At 44.6% G+C, this 18,301-nt stretch carries 23 protein-coding genes and 1 riboswitch; of the genes, 9 read left to right on the forward strand and 14 right to left on the reverse strand.

What is annotated here, in order from left to right; translation table 11 throughout:
• Positions 1–68: 68 nt before the first annotated feature.
• Positions 69–1,271 (reverse strand): methionine adenosyltransferase, encoded by a 1,203-nt coding sequence (metK, locus tag NYE56_RS15270; RefSeq protein ID WP_003229102.1) that lies wholly within the window; start codon positions 1,269–1,271, stop codon positions 69–71.
• Between the two features lie 167 nt (positions 1,272–1,438).
• Positions 1,439–1,577, reverse strand: a riboswitch (SAM riboswitch).
• Positions 1,578–1,773: 196 nt separating this feature from the next.
• On the opposite strand from metK, the gene pckA reads away from it, so the two are divergent.
• Positions 1,774–3,357: a phosphoenolpyruvate carboxykinase (ATP) gene (gene pckA / locus NYE56_RS15275; protein ID WP_341284051.1), complete on the forward strand. Its 1,584-nt coding sequence runs from the start codon at positions 1,774–1,776 to the stop codon at positions 3,355–3,357.
• A 38-nt stretch (positions 3,358–3,395) separates the two neighbouring features.
• Here pckA and NYE56_RS15280 read toward each other — a convergent pair whose 3' ends face one another.
• Both NYE56_RS15280 and NYE56_RS15285 read right to left on the reverse strand, forming a co-directional pair.
• The gene (locus NYE56_RS15280; protein WP_004398611.1) at positions 3,396–3,638 is read right to left on the reverse strand and encodes a DUF2584 domain-containing protein; all 243 of its coding nucleotides are present in this window, start codon (positions 3,636–3,638) and stop codon (positions 3,396–3,398) included.
• A 51-nt stretch (positions 3,639–3,689) separates the two neighbouring features.
• Positions 3,690–4,463, reverse strand: a complete 774-nt coding sequence (locus NYE56_RS15285; RefSeq protein WP_341284052.1) for an alpha/beta hydrolase family protein — start codon at positions 4,461–4,463, stop codon at positions 3,690–3,692.
• Positions 4,464–4,616: 153 nt separating this feature from the next.
• Between NYE56_RS15285 and NYE56_RS15290 the strand changes: the two genes are divergently transcribed.
• Genes NYE56_RS15290 through NYE56_RS15300 form a run of 3 tightly spaced genes read left to right on the forward strand, consistent with a single transcriptional unit; the run spans position 4,617 to position 7,203 of the window.
• Positions 4,617–5,621, forward strand: a complete 1,005-nt coding sequence (locus NYE56_RS15290) for an ABC transporter substrate-binding protein (RefSeq protein WP_047183069.1) — start codon at positions 4,617–4,619, stop codon at positions 5,619–5,621.
• A gap of 12 nt (positions 5,622–5,633) precedes the next feature.
• A complete protein-coding gene (locus tag NYE56_RS15295) occupies positions 5,634–6,416 on the forward strand; it encodes an ABC transporter ATP-binding protein (RefSeq protein ID WP_227057906.1) in 783 nt (260 codons plus the stop codon).
• Positions 6,391–7,203 carry an ABC transporter permease gene (locus tag NYE56_RS15300; RefSeq protein WP_123372858.1) on the forward strand — a complete coding sequence of 271 codons (813 nt, stop codon included), beginning with the start codon at positions 6,391–6,393 and terminating at the stop codon, positions 7,201–7,203. The genes NYE56_RS15295 and NYE56_RS15300 overlap by 26 nt, the downstream gene beginning before the upstream one ends.
• Positions 7,204–7,229: 26 nt before the next feature.
• On the opposite strand, the gene ytkD is transcribed toward NYE56_RS15300, so the two are convergent.
• From ytkD to NYE56_RS15315, 3 genes are all read right to left on the reverse strand, one after another.
• A complete protein-coding gene (ytkD, locus tag NYE56_RS15305) occupies positions 7,230–7,706 on the reverse strand; it encodes an RNA deprotection pyrophosphohydrolase (protein ID WP_003229087.1) in 477 nt (158 codons plus the stop codon).
• Positions 7,707–7,914: 208 nt separating this feature from the next.
• Positions 7,915–8,319 carry a phage holin family protein gene (locus NYE56_RS15310; RefSeq protein WP_076458298.1) on the reverse strand — a complete coding sequence of 135 codons (405 nt, stop codon included), beginning with the start codon at positions 8,317–8,319 and terminating at the stop codon, positions 7,915–7,917.
• Between the two features lie 165 nt (positions 8,320–8,484).
• A complete protein-coding gene (locus NYE56_RS15315) occupies positions 8,485–8,922 on the reverse strand; it encodes a Dps family protein (RefSeq protein ID WP_003229083.1) in 438 nt (145 codons plus the stop codon).
• A gap of 128 nt (positions 8,923–9,050) precedes the next feature.
• Here NYE56_RS15315 and ytzI point away from each other — a divergent pair, with 128 nt between their 5' ends.
• A complete protein-coding gene (gene ytzI, locus NYE56_RS15320; RefSeq protein WP_003229081.1) occupies positions 9,051–9,191 on the forward strand; it encodes a YtzI protein in 141 nt (46 codons plus the stop codon).
• On the opposite strand, the gene NYE56_RS15325 is transcribed toward ytzI, so the two are convergent.
• Both NYE56_RS15325 and NYE56_RS15330 read right to left on the reverse strand, forming a co-directional pair.
• Complete coding sequence (locus NYE56_RS15325) at positions 9,185–9,622, reverse strand: FixH family protein (protein WP_014477743.1); 438 nt, start codon at positions 9,620–9,622, stop codon at positions 9,185–9,187. The two genes, ytzI and NYE56_RS15325, sit on opposite strands and share 7 nt — an antisense overlap.
• 119 nt (positions 9,623–9,741) lie before the next feature.
• Positions 9,742–10,215, reverse strand: a complete 474-nt coding sequence (locus NYE56_RS15330) for an S-ribosylhomocysteine lyase (protein WP_003219361.1) — start codon at positions 10,213–10,215, stop codon at positions 9,742–9,744.
• Between the two features lie 127 nt (positions 10,216–10,342).
• Here NYE56_RS15330 and yidD point away from each other — a divergent pair, with 127 nt between their 5' ends.
• On the forward strand, positions 10,343–10,570 hold the full coding sequence (yidD, locus tag NYE56_RS15335) for a membrane protein insertion efficiency factor YidD (protein ID WP_341284053.1): 228 nt from the start codon (positions 10,343–10,345) through the stop codon (positions 10,568–10,570).
• On the opposite strand, the gene NYE56_RS15340 is transcribed toward yidD, so the two are convergent.
• Both NYE56_RS15340 and NYE56_RS15345 read right to left on the reverse strand, forming a co-directional pair.
• Positions 10,567–11,130 carry a beta-class carbonic anhydrase gene (locus tag NYE56_RS15340; RefSeq protein ID WP_003229074.1) on the reverse strand — a complete coding sequence of 188 codons (564 nt, stop codon included), beginning with the start codon at positions 11,128–11,130 and terminating at the stop codon, positions 10,567–10,569. The genes yidD and NYE56_RS15340 overlap by 4 nt on opposite strands.
• 93 nt (positions 11,131–11,223) lie before the next feature.
• A complete protein-coding gene (locus tag NYE56_RS15345) occupies positions 11,224–11,472 on the reverse strand; it encodes a type B 50S ribosomal protein L31 (RefSeq protein WP_003219346.1) in 249 nt (82 codons plus the stop codon).
• Positions 11,473–11,677: 205 nt separating this feature from the next.
• Between NYE56_RS15345 and NYE56_RS15350 the strand changes: the two genes are divergently transcribed.
• The 3 genes from NYE56_RS15350 to NYE56_RS15360 are packed head-to-tail and all read left to right on the forward strand — an operon-like array spanning position 11,678 to position 14,305.
• Entirely contained in the window at positions 11,678–13,009 is a 1,332-nt protein-coding gene (locus NYE56_RS15350; protein ID WP_032726463.1) for a cytochrome ubiquinol oxidase subunit I, read from the forward strand.
• Between the two features lie 43 nt (positions 13,010–13,052).
• On the forward strand, positions 13,053–14,093 hold the full coding sequence (locus NYE56_RS15355; protein WP_014477746.1) for a cytochrome d ubiquinol oxidase subunit II: 1,041 nt from the start codon (positions 13,053–13,055) through the stop codon (positions 14,091–14,093).
• A 53-nt stretch (positions 14,094–14,146) separates the two neighbouring features.
• On the forward strand, positions 14,147–14,305 hold the full coding sequence (locus NYE56_RS15360; RefSeq protein ID WP_003229069.1) for a DUF1540 domain-containing protein: 159 nt from the start codon (positions 14,147–14,149) through the stop codon (positions 14,303–14,305).
• Positions 14,306–14,323: 18 nt separating this feature from the next.
• On the opposite strand, the gene mntD is transcribed toward NYE56_RS15360, so the two are convergent.
• From mntD to mntA, 4 genes are read right to left on the reverse strand one after another with little or no spacing between them, the layout of a single operon-like run.
• Positions 14,324–15,211: a manganese ABC transporter permease MntD gene (gene mntD / locus NYE56_RS15365; protein WP_076458300.1), complete on the reverse strand. Its 888-nt coding sequence runs from the start codon at positions 15,209–15,211 to the stop codon at positions 14,324–14,326.
• Entirely contained in the window at positions 15,201–16,508 is a 1,308-nt protein-coding gene (gene mntC, locus NYE56_RS15370) for a manganese ABC transporter permease MntC (protein ID WP_341284054.1), read from the reverse strand. The genes mntD and mntC overlap by 11 nt, the downstream gene beginning before the upstream one ends.
• A gap of 5 nt (positions 16,509–16,513) precedes the next feature.
• Positions 16,514–17,266: a manganese ABC transporter ATP-binding protein MntB gene (mntB, locus tag NYE56_RS15375; RefSeq protein ID WP_014480635.1), complete on the reverse strand. Its 753-nt coding sequence runs from the start codon at positions 17,264–17,266 to the stop codon at positions 16,514–16,516.
• 18 nt (positions 17,267–17,284) lie between these two features.
• The gene (mntA, locus tag NYE56_RS15380; protein WP_341284055.1) at positions 17,285–18,205 is read right to left on the reverse strand and encodes a manganese ABC transporter substrate-binding protein/adhesin MntA; all 921 of its coding nucleotides are present in this window, start codon (positions 18,203–18,205) and stop codon (positions 17,285–17,287) included.
• Positions 18,206–18,301 lie beyond the last annotated feature (96 nt).

Here is an 18,301-nt window from a genome sequence, read left to right on the forward strand (position 1 = left end):
GTAAAAAAATAAACATGAATACAACGATAAAAAAGGGAAAGCCGCTTAACCAGTAAGCGGCTATAAAATTATTCTCCTAACGCTTCTTTACGCAGCTGCTCCGCTTTGTCTGTACGTTCCCAAGGAAGGTCAACATCGTGACGTCCAAAGTGGCCGTACGCAGCAGTTTGTTTGTAGATCGGACGGCGCAAATCAAGCATTTTGATAATGCCGGCAGGTCGTAAATCAAAGTTATTGCGAACAACTTCAATCAATTTTTCCTCAGAAGCTTTTCCGGAACCGAATGTGTTGATTGAGATTGACACAGGCTGTGCAACACCGATCGCGTAAGCAAGCTGTACTTCGCAAGAATCAGCAAGCTCAGCCGCAACGATGTTTTTCGCAACGTATCTTGCCGCATAAGCTGCAGAACGGTCTACCTTCGTCGCGTCCTTACCTGAGAACGCGCCTCCGCCGTGGCGTGCATAGCCGCCGTACGTATCAACGATGATTTTGCGTCCTGTAAGTCCCGCATCCCCTTGAGGCCCTCCGATTACGAAACGTCCTGTAGGGTTGATGAAATATTTTGTTTCTTCATCAATCAGCTCTTCAGGAACAACCGGATTGATGACATGTTCTTTAATGTTGCGCTGAATTTGCTCAAGTGTAATTTCAGGGTGATGCTGAGTTGAAATCACAATCGCGTCAATGCGGACTGGTTTGTTATTTTCATCGTACTCAACCGTTACCTGTGTTTTGCCGTCAGGGCGAAGGTACGGAAGAATATCTTCTTTACGGACTTCACTTAGGCGGCGGGCTAATTTATGGGCAAGTGAAATTGGAAGAGGCATAAGCTCTTTCGTTTCGTTGCACGCATAACCGAACATTAATCCTTGGTCACCCGCACCAATCGCTTCAATTTCTTCGTCGCTCATTGTGCCTTCACGGGCTTCAAGCGCTTGGTCTACGCCCATCGCGATATCAGCAGACTGCTCATCAATTGATGTTAAAACCGCACAAGTTTCCGCATCAAATCCGTATTTTGCACGTGTGTATCCGATTTCTTTAATGGTTTGGCGAACCGTTTTCGGAATGTCAACATACGTAGAAGTTGTGATCTCTCCGCTTACAAGAACCAAACCTGTTGTCACAGATGTTTCACAAGCAACACGCGCGTTAGGGTCTTTCTTTAAAATTTCATCTAAAATGCTGTCAGAAATCTGGTCACAGATTTTATCCGGATGCCCCTCCGTAACAGATTCTGATGTAAATAAACGACGATTTTTACTCATGATTTGCTTCCTCCTGCACAAGGCCTCCCGAAAGACCTTGTATATATGATACGGAACTCGCTCCCTCTTATACAATGTACAGTTATATTAGAGAATGTTAATTGGCATATTTATGAAATAAAAAAACCTTTTCCATCGAGGAAAGGGTTTGGTCTTTGTGCCTTTCACTCTTATCGCTCAAGGAATCATACAACCTTGCAACAGGTTAGCACCTTGGTTGTCTCACTCAGTTGAACATAATAAATAACAGAGAAACCGGTTGCTGGGCTTCATAGGGCCTGTCCCTCCGCCAGCTCGGGATAAGAGTATCCGCTCAATGAAATATCTTATCGTAAAAGGGTTTGCAATGTCAATATGATTCAGAAGAAATAGGCACCTATATTGAGGGAAAACAATGGAAATGCACACACAAAAAATAATAAATAGTATAGACTATTTGAAAATATATGTTATACTAATTCACAATTAGCAAAACACAAAAAACGATAAAGGAAGGTTTCATATGAACTCAGTTGATTTGACCGCTGATTTACAAGCCTTATTAACATGTCCAAATGTGCGTCATAATTTATCAGCAGCACAGCTAACAGAAAAAGTCCTCTCCCGAAACGAAGGCATTTTAACATCAACAGGTGCTGTTCGCGCGACAACAGGCGCTTACACAGGACGCTCACCTAAAGATAAATTCATCGTGGAGGAAGAAAGCACGAAAAATAAGATCGATTGGGGCCCGGTGAATCAGCCGATTTCAGAAGAAGCGTTTGAGCGGCTGTACACGAAAGTTGTCAGCTATTTAAAGGAGCGAGATGAACTGTTTGTTTTCGAAGGATTTGCCGGAGCAGACGAGAAATACAGGCTGCCGATTACTGTCGTAAATGAGTTCGCATGGCACAATTTATTTGCGCGGCAGCTGTTTATCCGTCCGGAAGGAAATGATAAGAAAACCGTTGAGCAGCCGTTCACTATTCTGTCTGCTCCGCATTTCAAAGCAGATCCAAATACAGACGGCACTCATTCCGAAACGTTCATTATTGTCTCTTTTGAAAAGCGGACGATCTTAATCGGCGGAACTGAGTATGCCGGTGAAATGAAGAAGTCCATTTTCTCCATTATGAATTTCCTGCTGCCTGAAAGAGATATTTTATCTATGCACTGCTCCGCCAATGTCGGTGAAAAAGGCGATGTCGCCCTTTTCTTCGGACTGTCAGGAACAGGCAAGACCACCCTGTCGGCAGATGCTGACCGCAAGCTGATCGGTGACGATGAACATGGCTGGTCTGATACAGGTGTCTTTAATATTGAAGGCGGGTGCTACGCTAAGTGCATTCATTTAAGCGAGGAAAAGGAGCCGCAAATCTTTAACGCGATCCGCTTCGGGTCTGTTCTGGAAAATGTCGTTGTTGATGAAGATACACGCGAAGCCAATTATGATGATTCCTTCTATACTGAAAACACGCGGGCAGCTTACCCGATTCATATGATTGACAACATCGTCACTCCAAGCATGGCCGGCCATCCGTCAGCAATTGTATTTTTGACGGCTGATGCCTTCGGAGTCCTGCCGCCGATCAGCAAACTGACGAAGGAGCAGGCGATGTACCATTTCTTGAGCGGTTACACGAGTAAGCTTGCCGGAACCGAACGTGGTGTAACGTCTCCTGAAACGACGTTCTCTACATGCTTCGGCTCACCGTTCCTGCCGCTTCCTGCCCACGTCTATGCTGAAATGCTCGGCAAAAAGATCGATGAACACGGCGCAGACGTTTTCTTAGTCAATACCGGCTGGACCGGGGGCGGCTACGGCACAGGCGAACGAATGAAGCTTTCTTACACGAGAGCAATGGTCAAAGCAGCGATTGAAGGCAAATTAGAGGATGCTGAAATGATAACTGACGATATTTTCGGCCTGCACATTCCGGCCCATGTTCCTGGCGTTCCTGATCATATCCTTCAGCCTGAAAACACGTGGACCAACAAGGAAGAATACAAAGAAAAAGCAGTCTACCTTGCAAATGAATTCAAAGAGAACTTTAAAAAGTTCGCACATACCGATGCCATCGCCCAGGCAGGCGGCCCTCTCGTATAAAAAACAAAAGCCAAGAGCAATTGTGCTCTTGGCTTGTTTTAATTGACGGAATGCAAAGAAGTCAGCTTGTATGTAATGATGGTCCGGCCTTCTTCCCATTGAAGCTTCTGCACTTCAGCTGTGCCTGACTTTTCGCCAAACTTTGTTTTGCGTACATCCATTGGAATCTCCATCGGATATACTCGGTATCCGTCCTTCTCTAACGTGAATATATTTTCATCTATGCGAACTTCTTTTCCTTTTGTCACAATCAGTGTATTAAATTCAACAGGCATTCCCAAAGTGAAATCCCCTTTCGTTCTCTTTTTTCTTTATCATAACATATTTCACTGTCAGCGGTTTTTCATCCATTGTGTGAGCTGCCGCACGATACGCCGGTTTTCTTTTGGCGGGAAATAATGTGTGAATGTACTGTAGTACCACGTCTCCACCGACTTATGCAGTTGTTTTAGGTTCTCTTCTAATAAATAGGAATGCTGAATCGAAACATTTTGGTCTTTTTCTCCATGGATTAACAGCACGGGAGCCTGAATTTTGTTTACTTGGTCAAACGGTGTCCTCCATTGATATTCCTCAGGCACCTTTTTCGGTGTTCCGCCGATGACTCTTTTCATCATTCGCCGCAAATCCTGCCGCTCCTCGTATGTAAGAATCATATCACTGACGCCACCCCAGGAAACAAATGAAGCTGCCTGCCCGCCCATTTCGATCGCAGTGAGCATTCCCATAATTCCACCGCGGGAAAAACCGAAGATGTGGATTCTATCCTTCTTGACATTTGGGTGCTGCTGAAGCAGGCGAAAAGCAGAAAATGCATCCTCCCTGTCTTCTCCGGCAAAATCCTCATTGCCTTCTCCTCCTTGATTGCCTCTGTAAAAAGGAGCAAACACCACAAACCCTTGGGATGCAAACTGGATAATCCGGCCCGGCCGAACCATGCCCACGCTTTTAATCCCGCCGCGCAAATATAAAAATCCGTCATATTGTCCCGGTTCCGCCGGCTCAGCCAGAAGCCCCTTAACCCGTAATCCATTTGACAGATAGCAGATCGTATACAAACGCACATGCTGGCTTGGCGACGGAAATCTTCTTTTCTCTACAATCAAAACAGCCGCCTCCTTTTTTTTTCTATATGCTTTCCTTACTCCAAAATTACATCCGGAGAACCTGGTTAGGCATTCACACATTTTTATACCCATCATACGATATGTAAAGCAAAAAAGGATATTAACTTGATGCGAAATAAGGAGGTTGTCTATGTGAACAGATGGTTAAGGCTGGGCTTCGCCTGTGTCGGCAGTATCTTTCTGATGTTCGCCCTGGCGGCTTGCAAGCAGGAAGAAACGCTCACCAAAGTCAAAGTAGCTGAAGTGACCCATTCAATTTTTTACGCACCTTTATATGTTGCTGAGTCTAAAGGTTTTTTTAAGGAAGAAGGGCTTGATGTCGATGTGAATACGACCTGGGGCGGAGACAAAACGATGACATCGCTTCTTTCCAACGGCTCCGACATCGCGCTTGTCGGGTCAGAAACATCTATTTATGTCGAAGCGCAAGGGGCTAAAGATCCCGTCATTAATTTCGCCCAGCTGACTCAGACAGACGGAACGTTTCTTGTCGCGAGAGAAGATGTTGAACACTTCGACTGGGATCAGCTGAAAGGAAAAACGTTTCTCGGTCAGCGAAAAGGCGGCATGCCGCAAATGGTCGGCGAGTATGTGCTGAACAAACATAAGATTGACCCGCATAAGGATATAGACCTCATCCAGAACATAGACTTCGCCAATATTGCCAATGCGTTTGCTTCTGGAACCGGTGAGTATGTACAACTCTTTGAACCGCAGGCTTCTCTCTTTGAGAAAAAAGGCATCGGCCATATCGTGGCTTCATTCGGAGAAGAATCAGGAGAGGTTCCTTATACGACTTTTATGGCGAAACAAAGCTATTTGAAGAAAAATGAAGACACAGCCGTCAAGTTTACAAAAGCCATTTATAAGGCGCAGCAGTGGGTTGAAAATCATTCTGCGAAGGACATCACAGATGCCATTAAAGATGAATTTGATGATACCGACCCAGACGTCATCGAAACATCCATTGAACGCTATAAAAAACAGCATTCATATTCGCCAGACCCTCTGCTTAACGAAAAAGAATGGGAGCTTCTCCAAACCATTATGGATCAATCGGGAGAACTGCCGAAACACATTCCATACAATCAGCTTGTAAATAAAGAAATTGCTGAAAAAGTCACCTCGGAGAAATAGGAGGCGCCATCTATGTCTTTCTTACATGTCGACCATGTAACCCATACTTATTTTTCTATTAAAGAAAAAACAACTGCTGTGCGGGATATTCATTTCGATGCCGAAAAAGGCGATTTCATCTCATTTCTCGGCCCAAGCGGCTGCGGAAAAACAACACTGCTTTCCATTATTGCCGGTTTGATTGAGCCATCAGAAGGCAGAGTTCTGATTGAAGGCCGTGAGCCGAATCAAAAAGAACATAATATTGGCTATATGCTTCAGCAGGATTACTTATTTCCCTGGAAATCTATCGAGGAAAATGTGCTTCTCGGTTTAAAAATCGCCGACACGCTGACAGAAGAAAGCAAAGCCGCTGCACTCGGTCTATTGCCGGAGTTCGGCCTCATAGATGTGGAGAAAAAATATCCGAAAGAGCTGTCAGGCGGGATGCGCCAGCGGGCTGCGCTTGCAAGAACACTTGCGCCTAACCCTAGTCTGCTTTTGCTGGATGAGCCATTTTCCGCGCTTGATTTTCAGACAAAGCTGTCTTTGGAAAACCTGGTATTCCGCACATTAAAGGAATATCAAAAAACAGCAGTGCTTGTCACTCATGATATAGGGGAAGCGATAGCGATGAGCGATACGATCTATTTATTTTCAAATCAGCCGGGCACCATCCATCAGATTTTTACCATTCCTAAGGAATTGGCCGCGATGTTGCCTTTTGACGCCCGTCAGGAACCTTCCTTCCAGACACTGTTTCAAACGATATGGAAGGAGCTGAATTCTCTTGAGAAACAGCAAAGAAACCATTGATCTGCTTCACGAGCAGTATCAATTCAAACAGAAAAAGGAAAAGTGGAAGGTTCATTCCTTTCAGCTTGCCATATTTATTCTCTTTTTCTCGGGCTGGGAAACCTCCAGCAGGCAGGGCTGGATCGATCCGCTGATCTTCAGCTCTCCCTCAGCTGTGTGGCGATTATTGCTGGAGAAACTTGGTGACGGTTCTTTACTGTCACACATCGGCGTCACTTTATTTGAAACGGTGCTTGGCTTTTTGCTTGGGACGCTTATGGGCACGTGCCTTGCCGCTTTGTTATGGTGGTCTAACCGACTTGCCAGAATTTTAGATCCGTATCTTGTGATTTTGAATGCAATGCCGAAAGTGGCCCTAGGCCCGATCCTGATTGTCGCGCTCGGTCCCAGTTTTATCAGCATCATTGCGATGGGAGCCATCATCAGCGTCATTATCACAACCATCGTTGTCTACACCGCCTTCCAGGAGGTCGACGAAAACTATACGAAAGTCATGAAAACATTCGGCGCAAAAAAGTGGGTTATTTTTAAAGAAGTCATACTGCCTGCATCCTCCCCCGCGATTATTTCAACACTAAAAGTGAACGTCGGTTTATCATGGGTTGGCGTCATTGTAGGGGAATTCCTCGTTTCGAAGGTCGGATTAGGATATATGATTATTTACGGATTCCAAGTCTTCAATTTTACACTCGTCTTCTTAAGCCTGCTGATCATCGCCATCTTCGCCACTCTGATGTATCAGGGCGTCGAGCTGCTGGAAAAGAAATGGACGAAGGGGAGGACATAAAAAACCCGGCACATGTGCCGGGTTTTTTATTCAATCCATCCAGATTCTTTCAGTTTTTTCAAACTGATCGGAAGTACGGAATCCTTCATAATAAAGCTGAATTTTTTATTGCGGGAAAGGTTCTCCGGCAGCTCGTGAAACAAAACCGGGCCTTTCGTTTCAAAGTAATCAGCCTGCTTTTCAAGCTTTTCTATATCTGCAAAATATATATTTTTTACAATCACTTTTTCTTTTCCGAGAACTTTATACTGTCCGAGATACTTGAGGCTTTTGACTCTCGCGCCCGTCTCTTCCTTTACTTCCCGGAGCGCAGCCTCTTCTGCGCACTCCATCGGCTCTACTTTCCCGCCTGGAAACTCATAGCCTCTGTCCTCATGTTCTGTTAAAAGCCATTTGCCGCCAAAACGGCAAATCACCCAGACATGCTTCGGGCTGTCCGAGAAAGGCTGATCGTCAAAGGAAAGCTGAACAGTATTCTGATAATAATCTTTAAACTCGTACATGTTTATCCCTCAAATCCGTTCCTAGCTATCTTCCATACATCATACCACAGTTACGTTTCTTCGGAAGCCTTTTATCAAAAAATAAGGGAAACCCAGCACGCCGTCAGGTTCTGCATGCAGACTAGCTCGTACAGTTTTTTTGCGATACTTTTGCCGAAAAGTGCGACCGACGCTCTGGGCTTTATTATGACCCGCGAACAGGGAAAAGTTACGGTTTGCGCTTAAATTTATTTTTTAACGTTTCTAAAAGATCGACAAGCATCTGAGGAACCGGTATGCCAAGAGAACTGGCTGTCACAACAATTTGCACAGATTCATAAAGAATATAAAACATAATAGCCAAGTCACGAATTGATCCCTCTGTATTCAGCAGCTGATCAAAAAAGTGGCATACAGAGATCAGAGCCAGCGTGACTAATTTTTTGACAAGCCGGGCAAATACCTTTTTAAATGACAGTTTGTGAATAATGGTTTCCTTCAAAGTCGTACTGATAAATTCAATTGCCATAAGAGAGAGCAAAATCAGAAATGAATACTGAAAACCTCCAAAGAAAAAACCCGCTGCTGAAACGCTGACTGCTATTAACGAAAAGATGCCAAAGTCTCTATCCATTTATCCCAACATCCTTTCACAGAAACGGCCTTACGATATTCTATGGTAAACAAGCCGAACGGATTGGATTTTTCAGAAAAATGGACTGGTTGTCGCCTATTTTTAAGATACAAAAAGAAAAGCCGGACGTCTTTTTTAAGACATCCGGCCGTTCTATTTTTGAACTTAACCTAGGTAAGCTTTTAGCATCCAGTTATGTTTTTCAATATTTTGATGGATCGCAAGAAGCATGTCCCCTGTTGTTTCGTCACCGACTTCATCAGCTAAATCCATGCCGTTTTTCAGCTCTTCCGCGATGACTGTGAAATCATCATATACGCTTTGAACCATTTGTTCAGCTGTTTCATTTCCAGCCGCTTCTTTGACAGAAGCCGTTTCTAAGGATTCCTTCATTGTTGCAATCGGTTTTCCGTTCAGCGCCAAAAGACGTTCTGCTAAGTCATCAATATAAGTTGCCGTTTCATTGTACAGCTCCTCAAACTTTTCATGAAGAGTGAAGAAATCTTTTCCTTTCACATACCAGTGATAATTATGTAGTTTCACATACATGACCGTCCAGTTGGCTACTTGTTTGTTCACTGCTTGAATCAATTGTTCTGACATGGTATCTCCTCCTTGTTATATGACTATGTTTACCCTTAATATCGTACGCTAAAACCTCTTTTTTACCCTTATCTGTCACGTTTTCTTCTATTATGCTACAATTGTTAAAAAACGGGAGGTGGAATGTCATGACGCTTCTCATTACGATAAGTATTTTGATTGTGCTGGCTGTTTTGCTTGTAACCATTTGGACGACTGTAAAAGCCTATAATGTAAAGCATACCATTGATCCACCACAAGAAAATCACTCTGATTCACACAATCAATGATGATGTGAATGCTCCTCTTCTGACTGATTGCTGGCAGCATCGGCGTCTCCGACTTGGACTTTTAAGGTCGGCATGCTATGCTGTTTTTTTGCTGTGACATGGGATTGGACAGTGTATACACCATCTTCCTTAAACGTCGTTTCCAATCGGTATACGCCTTTTTCTTGTTTCGCCTTAAACATTTGGCTTGCGTCTTTTTCCCCTTCTTTCCATACTTCAAACTCTACTTCATCGGCATCCGTCACAGCTTCATCACCATATGATACGGCTGCTTCATAAGCAGCGCTTTCTCCGGGATTTACTTTTTCAGGCCCGGTCAGCTTGACATCCAAAACCTCGGGCGTCTCAGCTGTATTTGCTTTGCTTTCACCAGATCCGCATCCATTAAGCAATAAAGCAGAAAAAAGCAGAACAACCAACATCTTTTTCATGCCATCACCCTTTCATCGTTTACCTAAATAGTAGCAAACGCTTACAGCAAATGGTACACAAAATATGAGACGTCACAAAAAAGACCTTTTTGCTTAAGCGCAAAAAGGTCCTTTCTATTTTAGCCAAATACTTTTAGCAATTCTTCTTTATCCTGTGAAAGCCAGAAACGCATTAAACGTTTAGCGCCTTCCAGATCATGAAGCTTCGCTTGACCGCACTGCTTTTCATTCGCAGCTGGTATTTCTGTAATCTCTACCGCTTCCTTCATTGTGTCTTCAAGCAAATCAACGATTTCCGCTGATGTCGGCTCTCCGCTCACAACTAGATAATAGCCTGTCTGACAGCCCATTGGAGAAATATCAATGATATCAAAATGATCGTATTTCTCAGCGTGAGAACGAATCGTAAACGCGAGCAAATGCTCGAGTGTGTGAATGGTGTCAGGCTTCATCGCCTGTTTATTTGGCTGGCAAAAACGAATGTCAAATTTATTTACAACGCCGTCTGTTCCCACTTTATGCACACCGCAATGTCTTACATATGGAGCAACAACCGCATTATGATCAAGCTCAAAACTTTCTACTGAAGGCATAATGGCACTCTCCCTTTTTTAAAAATGTAATTTCATTATAACATACTTTTCCGATAAGAATTATTGATTAACTTTTCAATCTGTGTTTTTTTTCTTATACTTACATCAGAAAGGTTGCTGAAGAAACATGAAAACCCTATTCATCGCTCTGATCAGAGGATATCAAAAATTCATCTCGCCCCTGACACCGCCAACATGCCGCTTTTATCCGACCTGTTCCCAATATGGAATCGAAGCGATTAAAACACATGGCGCTTTAAAAGGCGGATGGCTGACAATCAAACGGATTTTGAAATGCCACCCGTTCCATCCGGGAGGAGTCGATCCCGTTCCTGAAAAGAAACAAGAACATTAATTGTTATAACCGTTTACGATAAGATCCAGTTTTCCGGTTTTAGGATCAATGACTAAGCCATGGACCGGAACGTTTTCCGGGAACAGCGGGTGATGTTTAATAACGTCTACGCTGTCTTTCACACTCGCTTCCACTGAATCAAAGCTTTTAAACCACTGATCAAAGTCTACACCGGAGTACTTTATTGTTTCGATGCGTTCTTCCGGAATCCCTCTTGCTTTGATTTTTTCAAGCATGCTTTTGCTGCTGATTTTGCTCATGCCGCAATCGTGATGCCCGATCACACACACCTCATCTGCATTCAGCTCGTACACTGCGACGAGTATACTTCTCATGATGCTTCCGAATGGGTGTGTCACAAGCGCACCGGCACTTTTAATGATTTTCACATCACCGTTTCGCAAATTCATCGCATGCGGCAGCAGTTCAACCAGACGAGTGTCCATGCAAGAAAGAATCGCCATTTTTTTATCTGGAAATTTTGATGTTTGATACTTTTCATACTCTCTTTGTTCAGTAAATGTCTTGTTAAATTCGAGAATATCATTTAGAAGACTCATGTTCGTTGTCCCTTTCTATTCTTTTTACTCTTCAATATATCACAACCCTTGTTTATTCGTCATAATAAAAAAAGACAAACCCTCTGGTCTGCCTTATTTCCCCATGTTATAGCGTTTTTTGAACTGCTCAACTCGTCCGCCTTTTTCATTGAATTTCTGGCGGCCTGTATAAAACGGATGCGTGTCAGAGCTTACTTCTACTTTAATGACGGGATATGTGTTGCCGTCTTCCCACTCTGCTGTTTCATTAGATGTTTTCGTAGAAGTGCTGAGAAAACGGTAGCCGCTGTTGACATCCTGAAATATCACTTTGTGGTTCTTCGGATGAATTCCTTCTTTCATGTGAATCTCCTTTCAATAAATCGTAATAATTACGTTTTATTTTATAACCTTACAAACGTTTTGTCAATCTTCTTATATCCTTCCCTCTGTTTTCACATCGTAAACCTCATGGCATTTAAGAATAGGAAGAATAATCTAACCGAGGAAGCAAATAATAAACCCAAAATACATACAGAACGTCTTTTTAGAAAGGTGGTTTACGATTGTGGATGATTTAGTTTTGGCCAGAAGCCTCTTTGGCACGACAATGGGCTTTCATATCATTTTCGCAACGCTTGGAGTCGGTCTCCCGCTCATGATTTTAGTGGCGGAATTGATCTATCAAAAAACGAAAGATGACCATTATGCGATTATGGCGAAAAGATGGACGAAAGCACAAGCCGTTTTGCTGGGGGTCGCCATACCGACCGGAACGATCGCGGGCACTCAGCTCGCGCTTTTATGGCCGGGATTTATGGAAGTCATCGGCCGGGTCATGTCCCTGCCATTTCAAATTGAAATCTATGCTTTTTTTGTTGAAGCCCTTTTCATGTCGATTTATGTATACGCTGCAGACCGTTTGTCACCTGCAATGAGGATTGTTGCTGTTTTCTTTGTGTTAGTCGGGGCAGCAGCATCAGCTGTTCTGATTACGAATGTTCACGCTTTTGAAGGAACGCCCGCCGGTTTTAAAATTTTAAACGGAAAAATTACAGATGTTGACCCGTGGGCTGCGTTTTTTAATCCTAGCTTTTTTATCACTGCCGGCCATGTCGTGCTGTCCGCGTTTATGACCGGTGCGTTTATCGTGGCTTCTGTGGCAGCATATAAAATGATCCGGACGAGGAAAAAGGAAAAGGTCTATCGCTTTCACCGGAAAGCCCTTTTGCTCGCACTGACGATCGGCGGTATTTTTTCATTGCTGACCGCTTTGAACGGACACGAATCTGCACAGATGCTGTACGAATACCAGCCCGAAAAATTAGCCGGTGCGGAAGGCCTGTTTGAAACAAGATCCCACGCCCCGCTCGCTATCGGCGGTTTTACCGACCCGAATGAAGAAAAAGTAAAATGGGCAATCGAGATTCCATGGGCTTTAAGCTTTTTGGCAGCGAACCGTTTTGACACTGTTGTAAAGGGATTAAATGCATTTCCGAGAGATGAATGGCCGCCGCTTTTCATTCACACGCTGTTTAATGCGATGGTCGGTGTAGGCATGCTGCTTATTCTTTATTCCATTATCGGAGTGATCTGGAGAAAGGTGCTCAAGAAAGACCGTTTCCCAACGTGGCTTTTGGTCATTTTCATGACAGCAGGCCCTTTTAGTCTCATCGGCATTGAATTCGGCTGGATTTTCGCATGTACGGGGAGGCAGCCTTGGGTCATCTATCATCTGCTGAAAACGTCAGATGTCGTAACAACGACTGGCTCGATCGGGGTGCTGTTCTTATTTTTCACATTTGTTTATGCCGTGTTAGGCGCAGCTGTTGTCTACGTGCTGCTGTATTATTTCCGCAAGCACCCGGTTGACGAAGATTTAAATACAGCGGAGTCGTAATGGCTCCGCAAACAGGAAACCAAATGGAAGGAAGATCGTACAAATGGAGATTTCAACTGACGCTCTGATCGCCATCTCAATTATCTGGGGCTTTGTGTTTATTTACGCCGTCATGGCGACAATGGATTTTGGAGCGGGATTTTGGTCTATGATCTATTTAAACAAGGAGCATATGAAGGCCACCGATATTGCGAATCGCTTTTTGTCCCCGACTTGGGAGGTCACAAACGTCTTTATTGTGGCCATCGTCGTGGCGCTTTTCAGTTTTTTCCCCGGCGCGACATTTGTGCTCGGAACCGTTTTATTAATTCCCGGAAGCATGATTTTGCTGCTTTTAGCGATTCGAAGCGGATTTCTCGTTTTTTCAAATACAGCAAAGGAGCGGAAAACGCTAAGATATATTTCCGGCATCTCCGGCTTTATCATTCCTGCTATTTTAATTTTGGTGCTTCCTGTGACACACGGAGGGTTTATAGAAAAAACGGATGGAATCTATAACTTAAATATGTCTAAAATCTTTTCAAGCCCCAACGCCTATTCATTTATCGGGTTTGCGATTTTAAGCACCTTATTTTTGTCCTCGCTGCTGCTTGCAGATGTTTCAAATGTGGCAGAGGAACAGGATGCGTACCGAGCCTACAGAAAAAGCGCCCTGATTACCGGCCCGATTTCACTGTTGTTTGCTGTATGCATCATGGTGACAATGCGGAATGAAGCTAACTGGCTGTACAGCGGAATGCTGAATGATTTTACTTGGATTATTGCATCGTTTATTACATTTGTCATTGCTGGAATCGCCCTTTTTCTGCCTAATAAGAGCTTTGGGCAAAACATTGGAAAACCGCGGCTTGCACTTGTCGCGATTGGGATACAGTATTTTCTCGCAAGCTACGCGTACGGGCGGGCGCATCTTCCGTATATGATTTATCCTGATGTGACAGTCATGTCAGGCTTCACAGAGCCAGCAACGTTCAGGGCGCTGTTTGCGACTTATATCGTTGCATTTATCATTCTATTTCCGGGCTTTTATTTCTTCTGGAAAATGTTTATGCGAGATAAACGCTATATCCGCCAGGAGGAATAGAGGGCAAGCCAGCCGGCTATACTAATCCAGAACCTTTATAAGGAGGGGATGGCATGGAGCAGAAAATTCTATGTGAGGTCAACAACTGTTCTTATTGGGGCAAAGGTAACAAATGCACCGCTGATGCCATTTATGTTGTCAGCCATACTGGTGAAACGGCTGAAAACAGCCGGGAAACAGACTGCAAAACGTTTAAGCCGCATGATTTGTAATTAAAAGAAAGAGCTGCGTCAGCCAGCTCTTTCTTTTTGCATGTTGAGTGTTCTCAGCTTTTTAGTTATGACCCCGTTTGCAGGTGAAAACAAAAAGGCGCTTGCATAACATACACCTGTCATGGCCGCCATCGCTCCTGAAATCGAAACATTAAGCCACGTTGCGAAGAAATAGCCCATGACCGCCGACAGCCCGCCAATCAACGCGCTGAGAATCAGCATATAAAGAAGCCGGTCTGTCAGCAAATGTGCCGCAGCCGGCGGAACAATCAGCATGGCCACAACCAATACGGCCCCCACCGAATCAAAGGAAGCAACAGTCGTCAGGGACAGCATGCCCATTTGCACGTAATGAATGAGCAGAACCGGTATTCCCAAGGCTAAAGCCATTTGAGGATCAAACGAAGCGATTTTAAACTCCTTATAGCACACACTGATCAACACTACGTTTAAAACCAGAACAGATGCCAGCATCCAAAACGCTTTCGGCCCAATATCAACCCCGAATACCGTCATCGTATTCCACGGCACAAAAGCGATTTCTCCCATTAACGAGTGCTCAATATCGAGATGGACATTCGCTCCATACACAGAAAGCAAAATAACCCCGATTGCAAATAAAGATGTAAACACAACTCCTATGGCAGCATCTGATTGAACCCCCTTGCTATGAAGAAGCTGAACCAAGAAAGCCGTTAACAGACCGGTTGCGGCTGCGCCGATAAACATAGAAATCCCGTCGAGACTTCCCGTCACTAGAAAAGCGCCGACAATGCCAAGCAACACTGTATGACTGATTGCGTCGGCCAGCATCGCCATGCTTCTCAGCACAAGAAATGTGCCGATCAATCCGCAGCTTACACCGACTAATACACCGGTAGCTATAATCCATGCTTCAAAACTCATTTGCGATCTGTCCCTTCTCGGCATCATGAGACGCTTTTCGACGCTCAGGCATCCGTCCATACAGCTTTAAGAGTGAATAAAGCCGCTCTCTCGTTTCTCTCGGTAAACGGTCTGGGTCAAAGCAGTCCTGATCGGATTCTATATTGGCAAGTTCCATTTCATGCATGAGATACACTTCATACATCCGCTGCTTCAAAGCTGTGTGATAGCCTTTTTCTATCCCTTTGCTTGTGATTTGCCAAATCCCATTTTCGATACGCTCAATGCACCTCTCTTGTTCCAAGTCATTTAATGCCTTAAGGCATAATGAAGGGGATAGGCGTCTTTTCTTTCTTACACTTTCAACAGTTACACAAAGATTATTCTTTTCATACTGTTCATAAATCTCCAAAAGCACTTGCTCCCTGCTTGTTTTGCGCCGCAGCCTCATCAGCCTTATGGCTTTAGCAGCCAATCCCCGCTTAGGCGCGCAAATCATTGAAAAAAGAAAGAGCAGCGTTGCAGATAAGATCATTAATGGCCCTGTCGCCATTCCCTTCATCGTGGTGCTAAGCAGGGTTCCGGCCACGCCGCTGACCCCGCCTGTAATCCCGGCAATGACGATCATCCCGGTTAATCGTTCGGTCCAATATCTCGCAGCTATGGCAGGTGTAATCAGCATAGCCGCCATTAATATCACACCAACAGTCTGAAGCCCAATGACGACAGCACAGACAATCAGACAAGCCAAAAGCCCGTTTAAAAAACGCACCGGGATTCCTAATCCCTTTGCAAACGCGAGATCAAAAGTAATCAATGTAAATTCCTTAAAGAAAACAATACATAGGAGCAGTAGAGCAGCGGATATTCCTGCAATAAGGATGATATCCTGCCTGACCAATGAAGCAGCCTGGCCGAATAAAAAAGAATCAAGCCCGCTTTGGCTTCCCGCCCCCTGTTGCTGAATATATGTCAGCAGAATGATCCCGACGCCAAAAAACACAGAAAGAACAATCCCGATCGCCGAGTCCTCCTTTGTTTTTGAAAGCCGCGGAATCAGCTGAATACAAAACGTTCCGAGCAGTCCGGCGAGCGCCGCACCCAGTAAAAAGAAAGGCAGTGATTTTTGCCCGGTGAACAGAAAAGCGAGACACACTCCCGGCAGAGCTGAATGGGCCATCGCATCGCCGATTAAACTTTGCTTTCTCAGCAGCACAAAGCTGCCCAAAACACCGCTTGCCGTCCCGAGCAAAAGCGTACCGGCCAGCACCCACTGTGTATTCGGATGCTGAAGCTGAAGCCACAAACTTTCAAACATTGCGCTCACTCCTTATGTCCTTCTGCCAGCACTTTATCTTTTAAAAACGTAAGCCTTCCTCCATATGTTTTTTGCAGATTTTCGATCGTAAAAACGTTTTCCGCCGGTCCGAAAGCGATTTTTCTTAAATGAAGCAGTAAGATCCAATCGAAATAATCCTCGGCGGTCTGCAGATCATGATGGACGACAAGCACGGTTTTTCCTTTTTCTTTGAGTTCTGCCAACAGCGTCATAATCGCGCGCTCCGTCGCTGCATCGACACCTGCAAACGGTTCATCCATAAAATAAATGTCAGCGTTCTGGCAGAGTGCCCGGGCAAGAAACACTCGCTGCTGCTGGCCGCCTGACAGCTGGCTGATCTGCCTCTTCGCATAATCAAGCATCCCGACTTTTGCTAATGCGGCCTTCGCCATCTCCACATCCGCTTTCTTTGGCCTCTTTAATAAACCGATTCTCCCGTATCTTCCCATTAGGACGACATCGAGCGCGCTTGTGGGGAAATCCCAGTCAACCGAGCCGCGCTGCGGAACATATCCGATTCTGGTCCGCTGATCCTTATAGTCTTTGCCGTAAATAGAGATGTCTCCGGAAGCACGGGGCACAAGACCGAGAATCGTTTTGATCAAGGTTGATTTTCCCGCGCCGTTTGGGCCGATAATGCCAATAAGTTTTCCTTCCGGCACCTGCAGCGAAATGTCCTGTAGTACAGGCTTTTTATGATAAGCAACCGTCACATTATCAAGTTCAACAGGGAACATATCCTTCACCTCTTTTCTTTATTTAAGCGCTTTACTAATCGTGTTGATATTGTGGCGGAACATTCCTTCGTATGTGCCTTCTTTTGTGCCCTTTTCACCCATGGCATCCGAATAAAGCTGACCGCCGATTGTGACTGTATGGCCTTTTTCTTTAGCGCCTTCCACCACTGCATTGATTGATTTTTCAGATACACTGCTTTCTACGAACACAGCTTTTATTTGTTTTTCTGTCAGAAGATCAACCAGCTCCTGAACATCCCTTAATCCATAGTCCGAATCTGTGCTGAGTCCCTGCAGGCCTTTTACCTTAAATCCATACTCATTCCCAAAGTACGCAAACGCATCATGAGCAGTCACAAGCACACGGCTTTTCTCCGGAATATGTGCGATCTCCTGACGCGACCACTTATCTAAATATTGCAAATCTTCTTTGTACTCTTTGGCATTTTTCCGAAAGGCATCTGCGTGCTGAGGCATTGCTTTGCTGAATTGCGCTTCAATTTCATCCACCGCATAGATCCATAACGGAATGCTGAACCAGACGTGGGGATCAAACGTCTTGCCTTCCCCCGCGGGAATAAGCTTATTTTTCGGAATGGCCTCAGCTACTGCCGCCGATTGTTTTTGTTCGCCGATTTTTTGGAGGACATCCTCCATTTTCCCTTCCAAATGCAACCCGCTGTACAGAACAACATCGGCAGACATTAATTTTTTCGTGTCACCTTGGGAAGCTTTGTAAAGGTGCGGATCAACCCCCGGTCCCATTAAAGAGATGACTTTTACATGCTTACCTCCGATGTTTTCTGCTGCATCGGCAATTTGAGATGTTGTCGCTGTCACTTGTAATTGCTGATCAGCGCTTTTTCCGGCTGAATCCGTTCCGCATCCCGTTAAAGCAAAGGTCGCAAAAAGTACTGCTGCCATCAGCCCTCGTCTCATATTTCTCCTCCTCTTTGCCATCAATGTCCGATTGTTTTATCTTATGTTGTCAGTTCTTAGACATGTGACATTAAATTAGCCAAAAGCATGTTTTAT

The organism is Bacillus sp. FSL R5-0603, from assembly GCF_038050295.1.
Classification (GTDB): Bacteria; Bacillota; Bacilli; order Bacillales; family Bacillaceae; genus Bacillus; species Bacillus subtilis.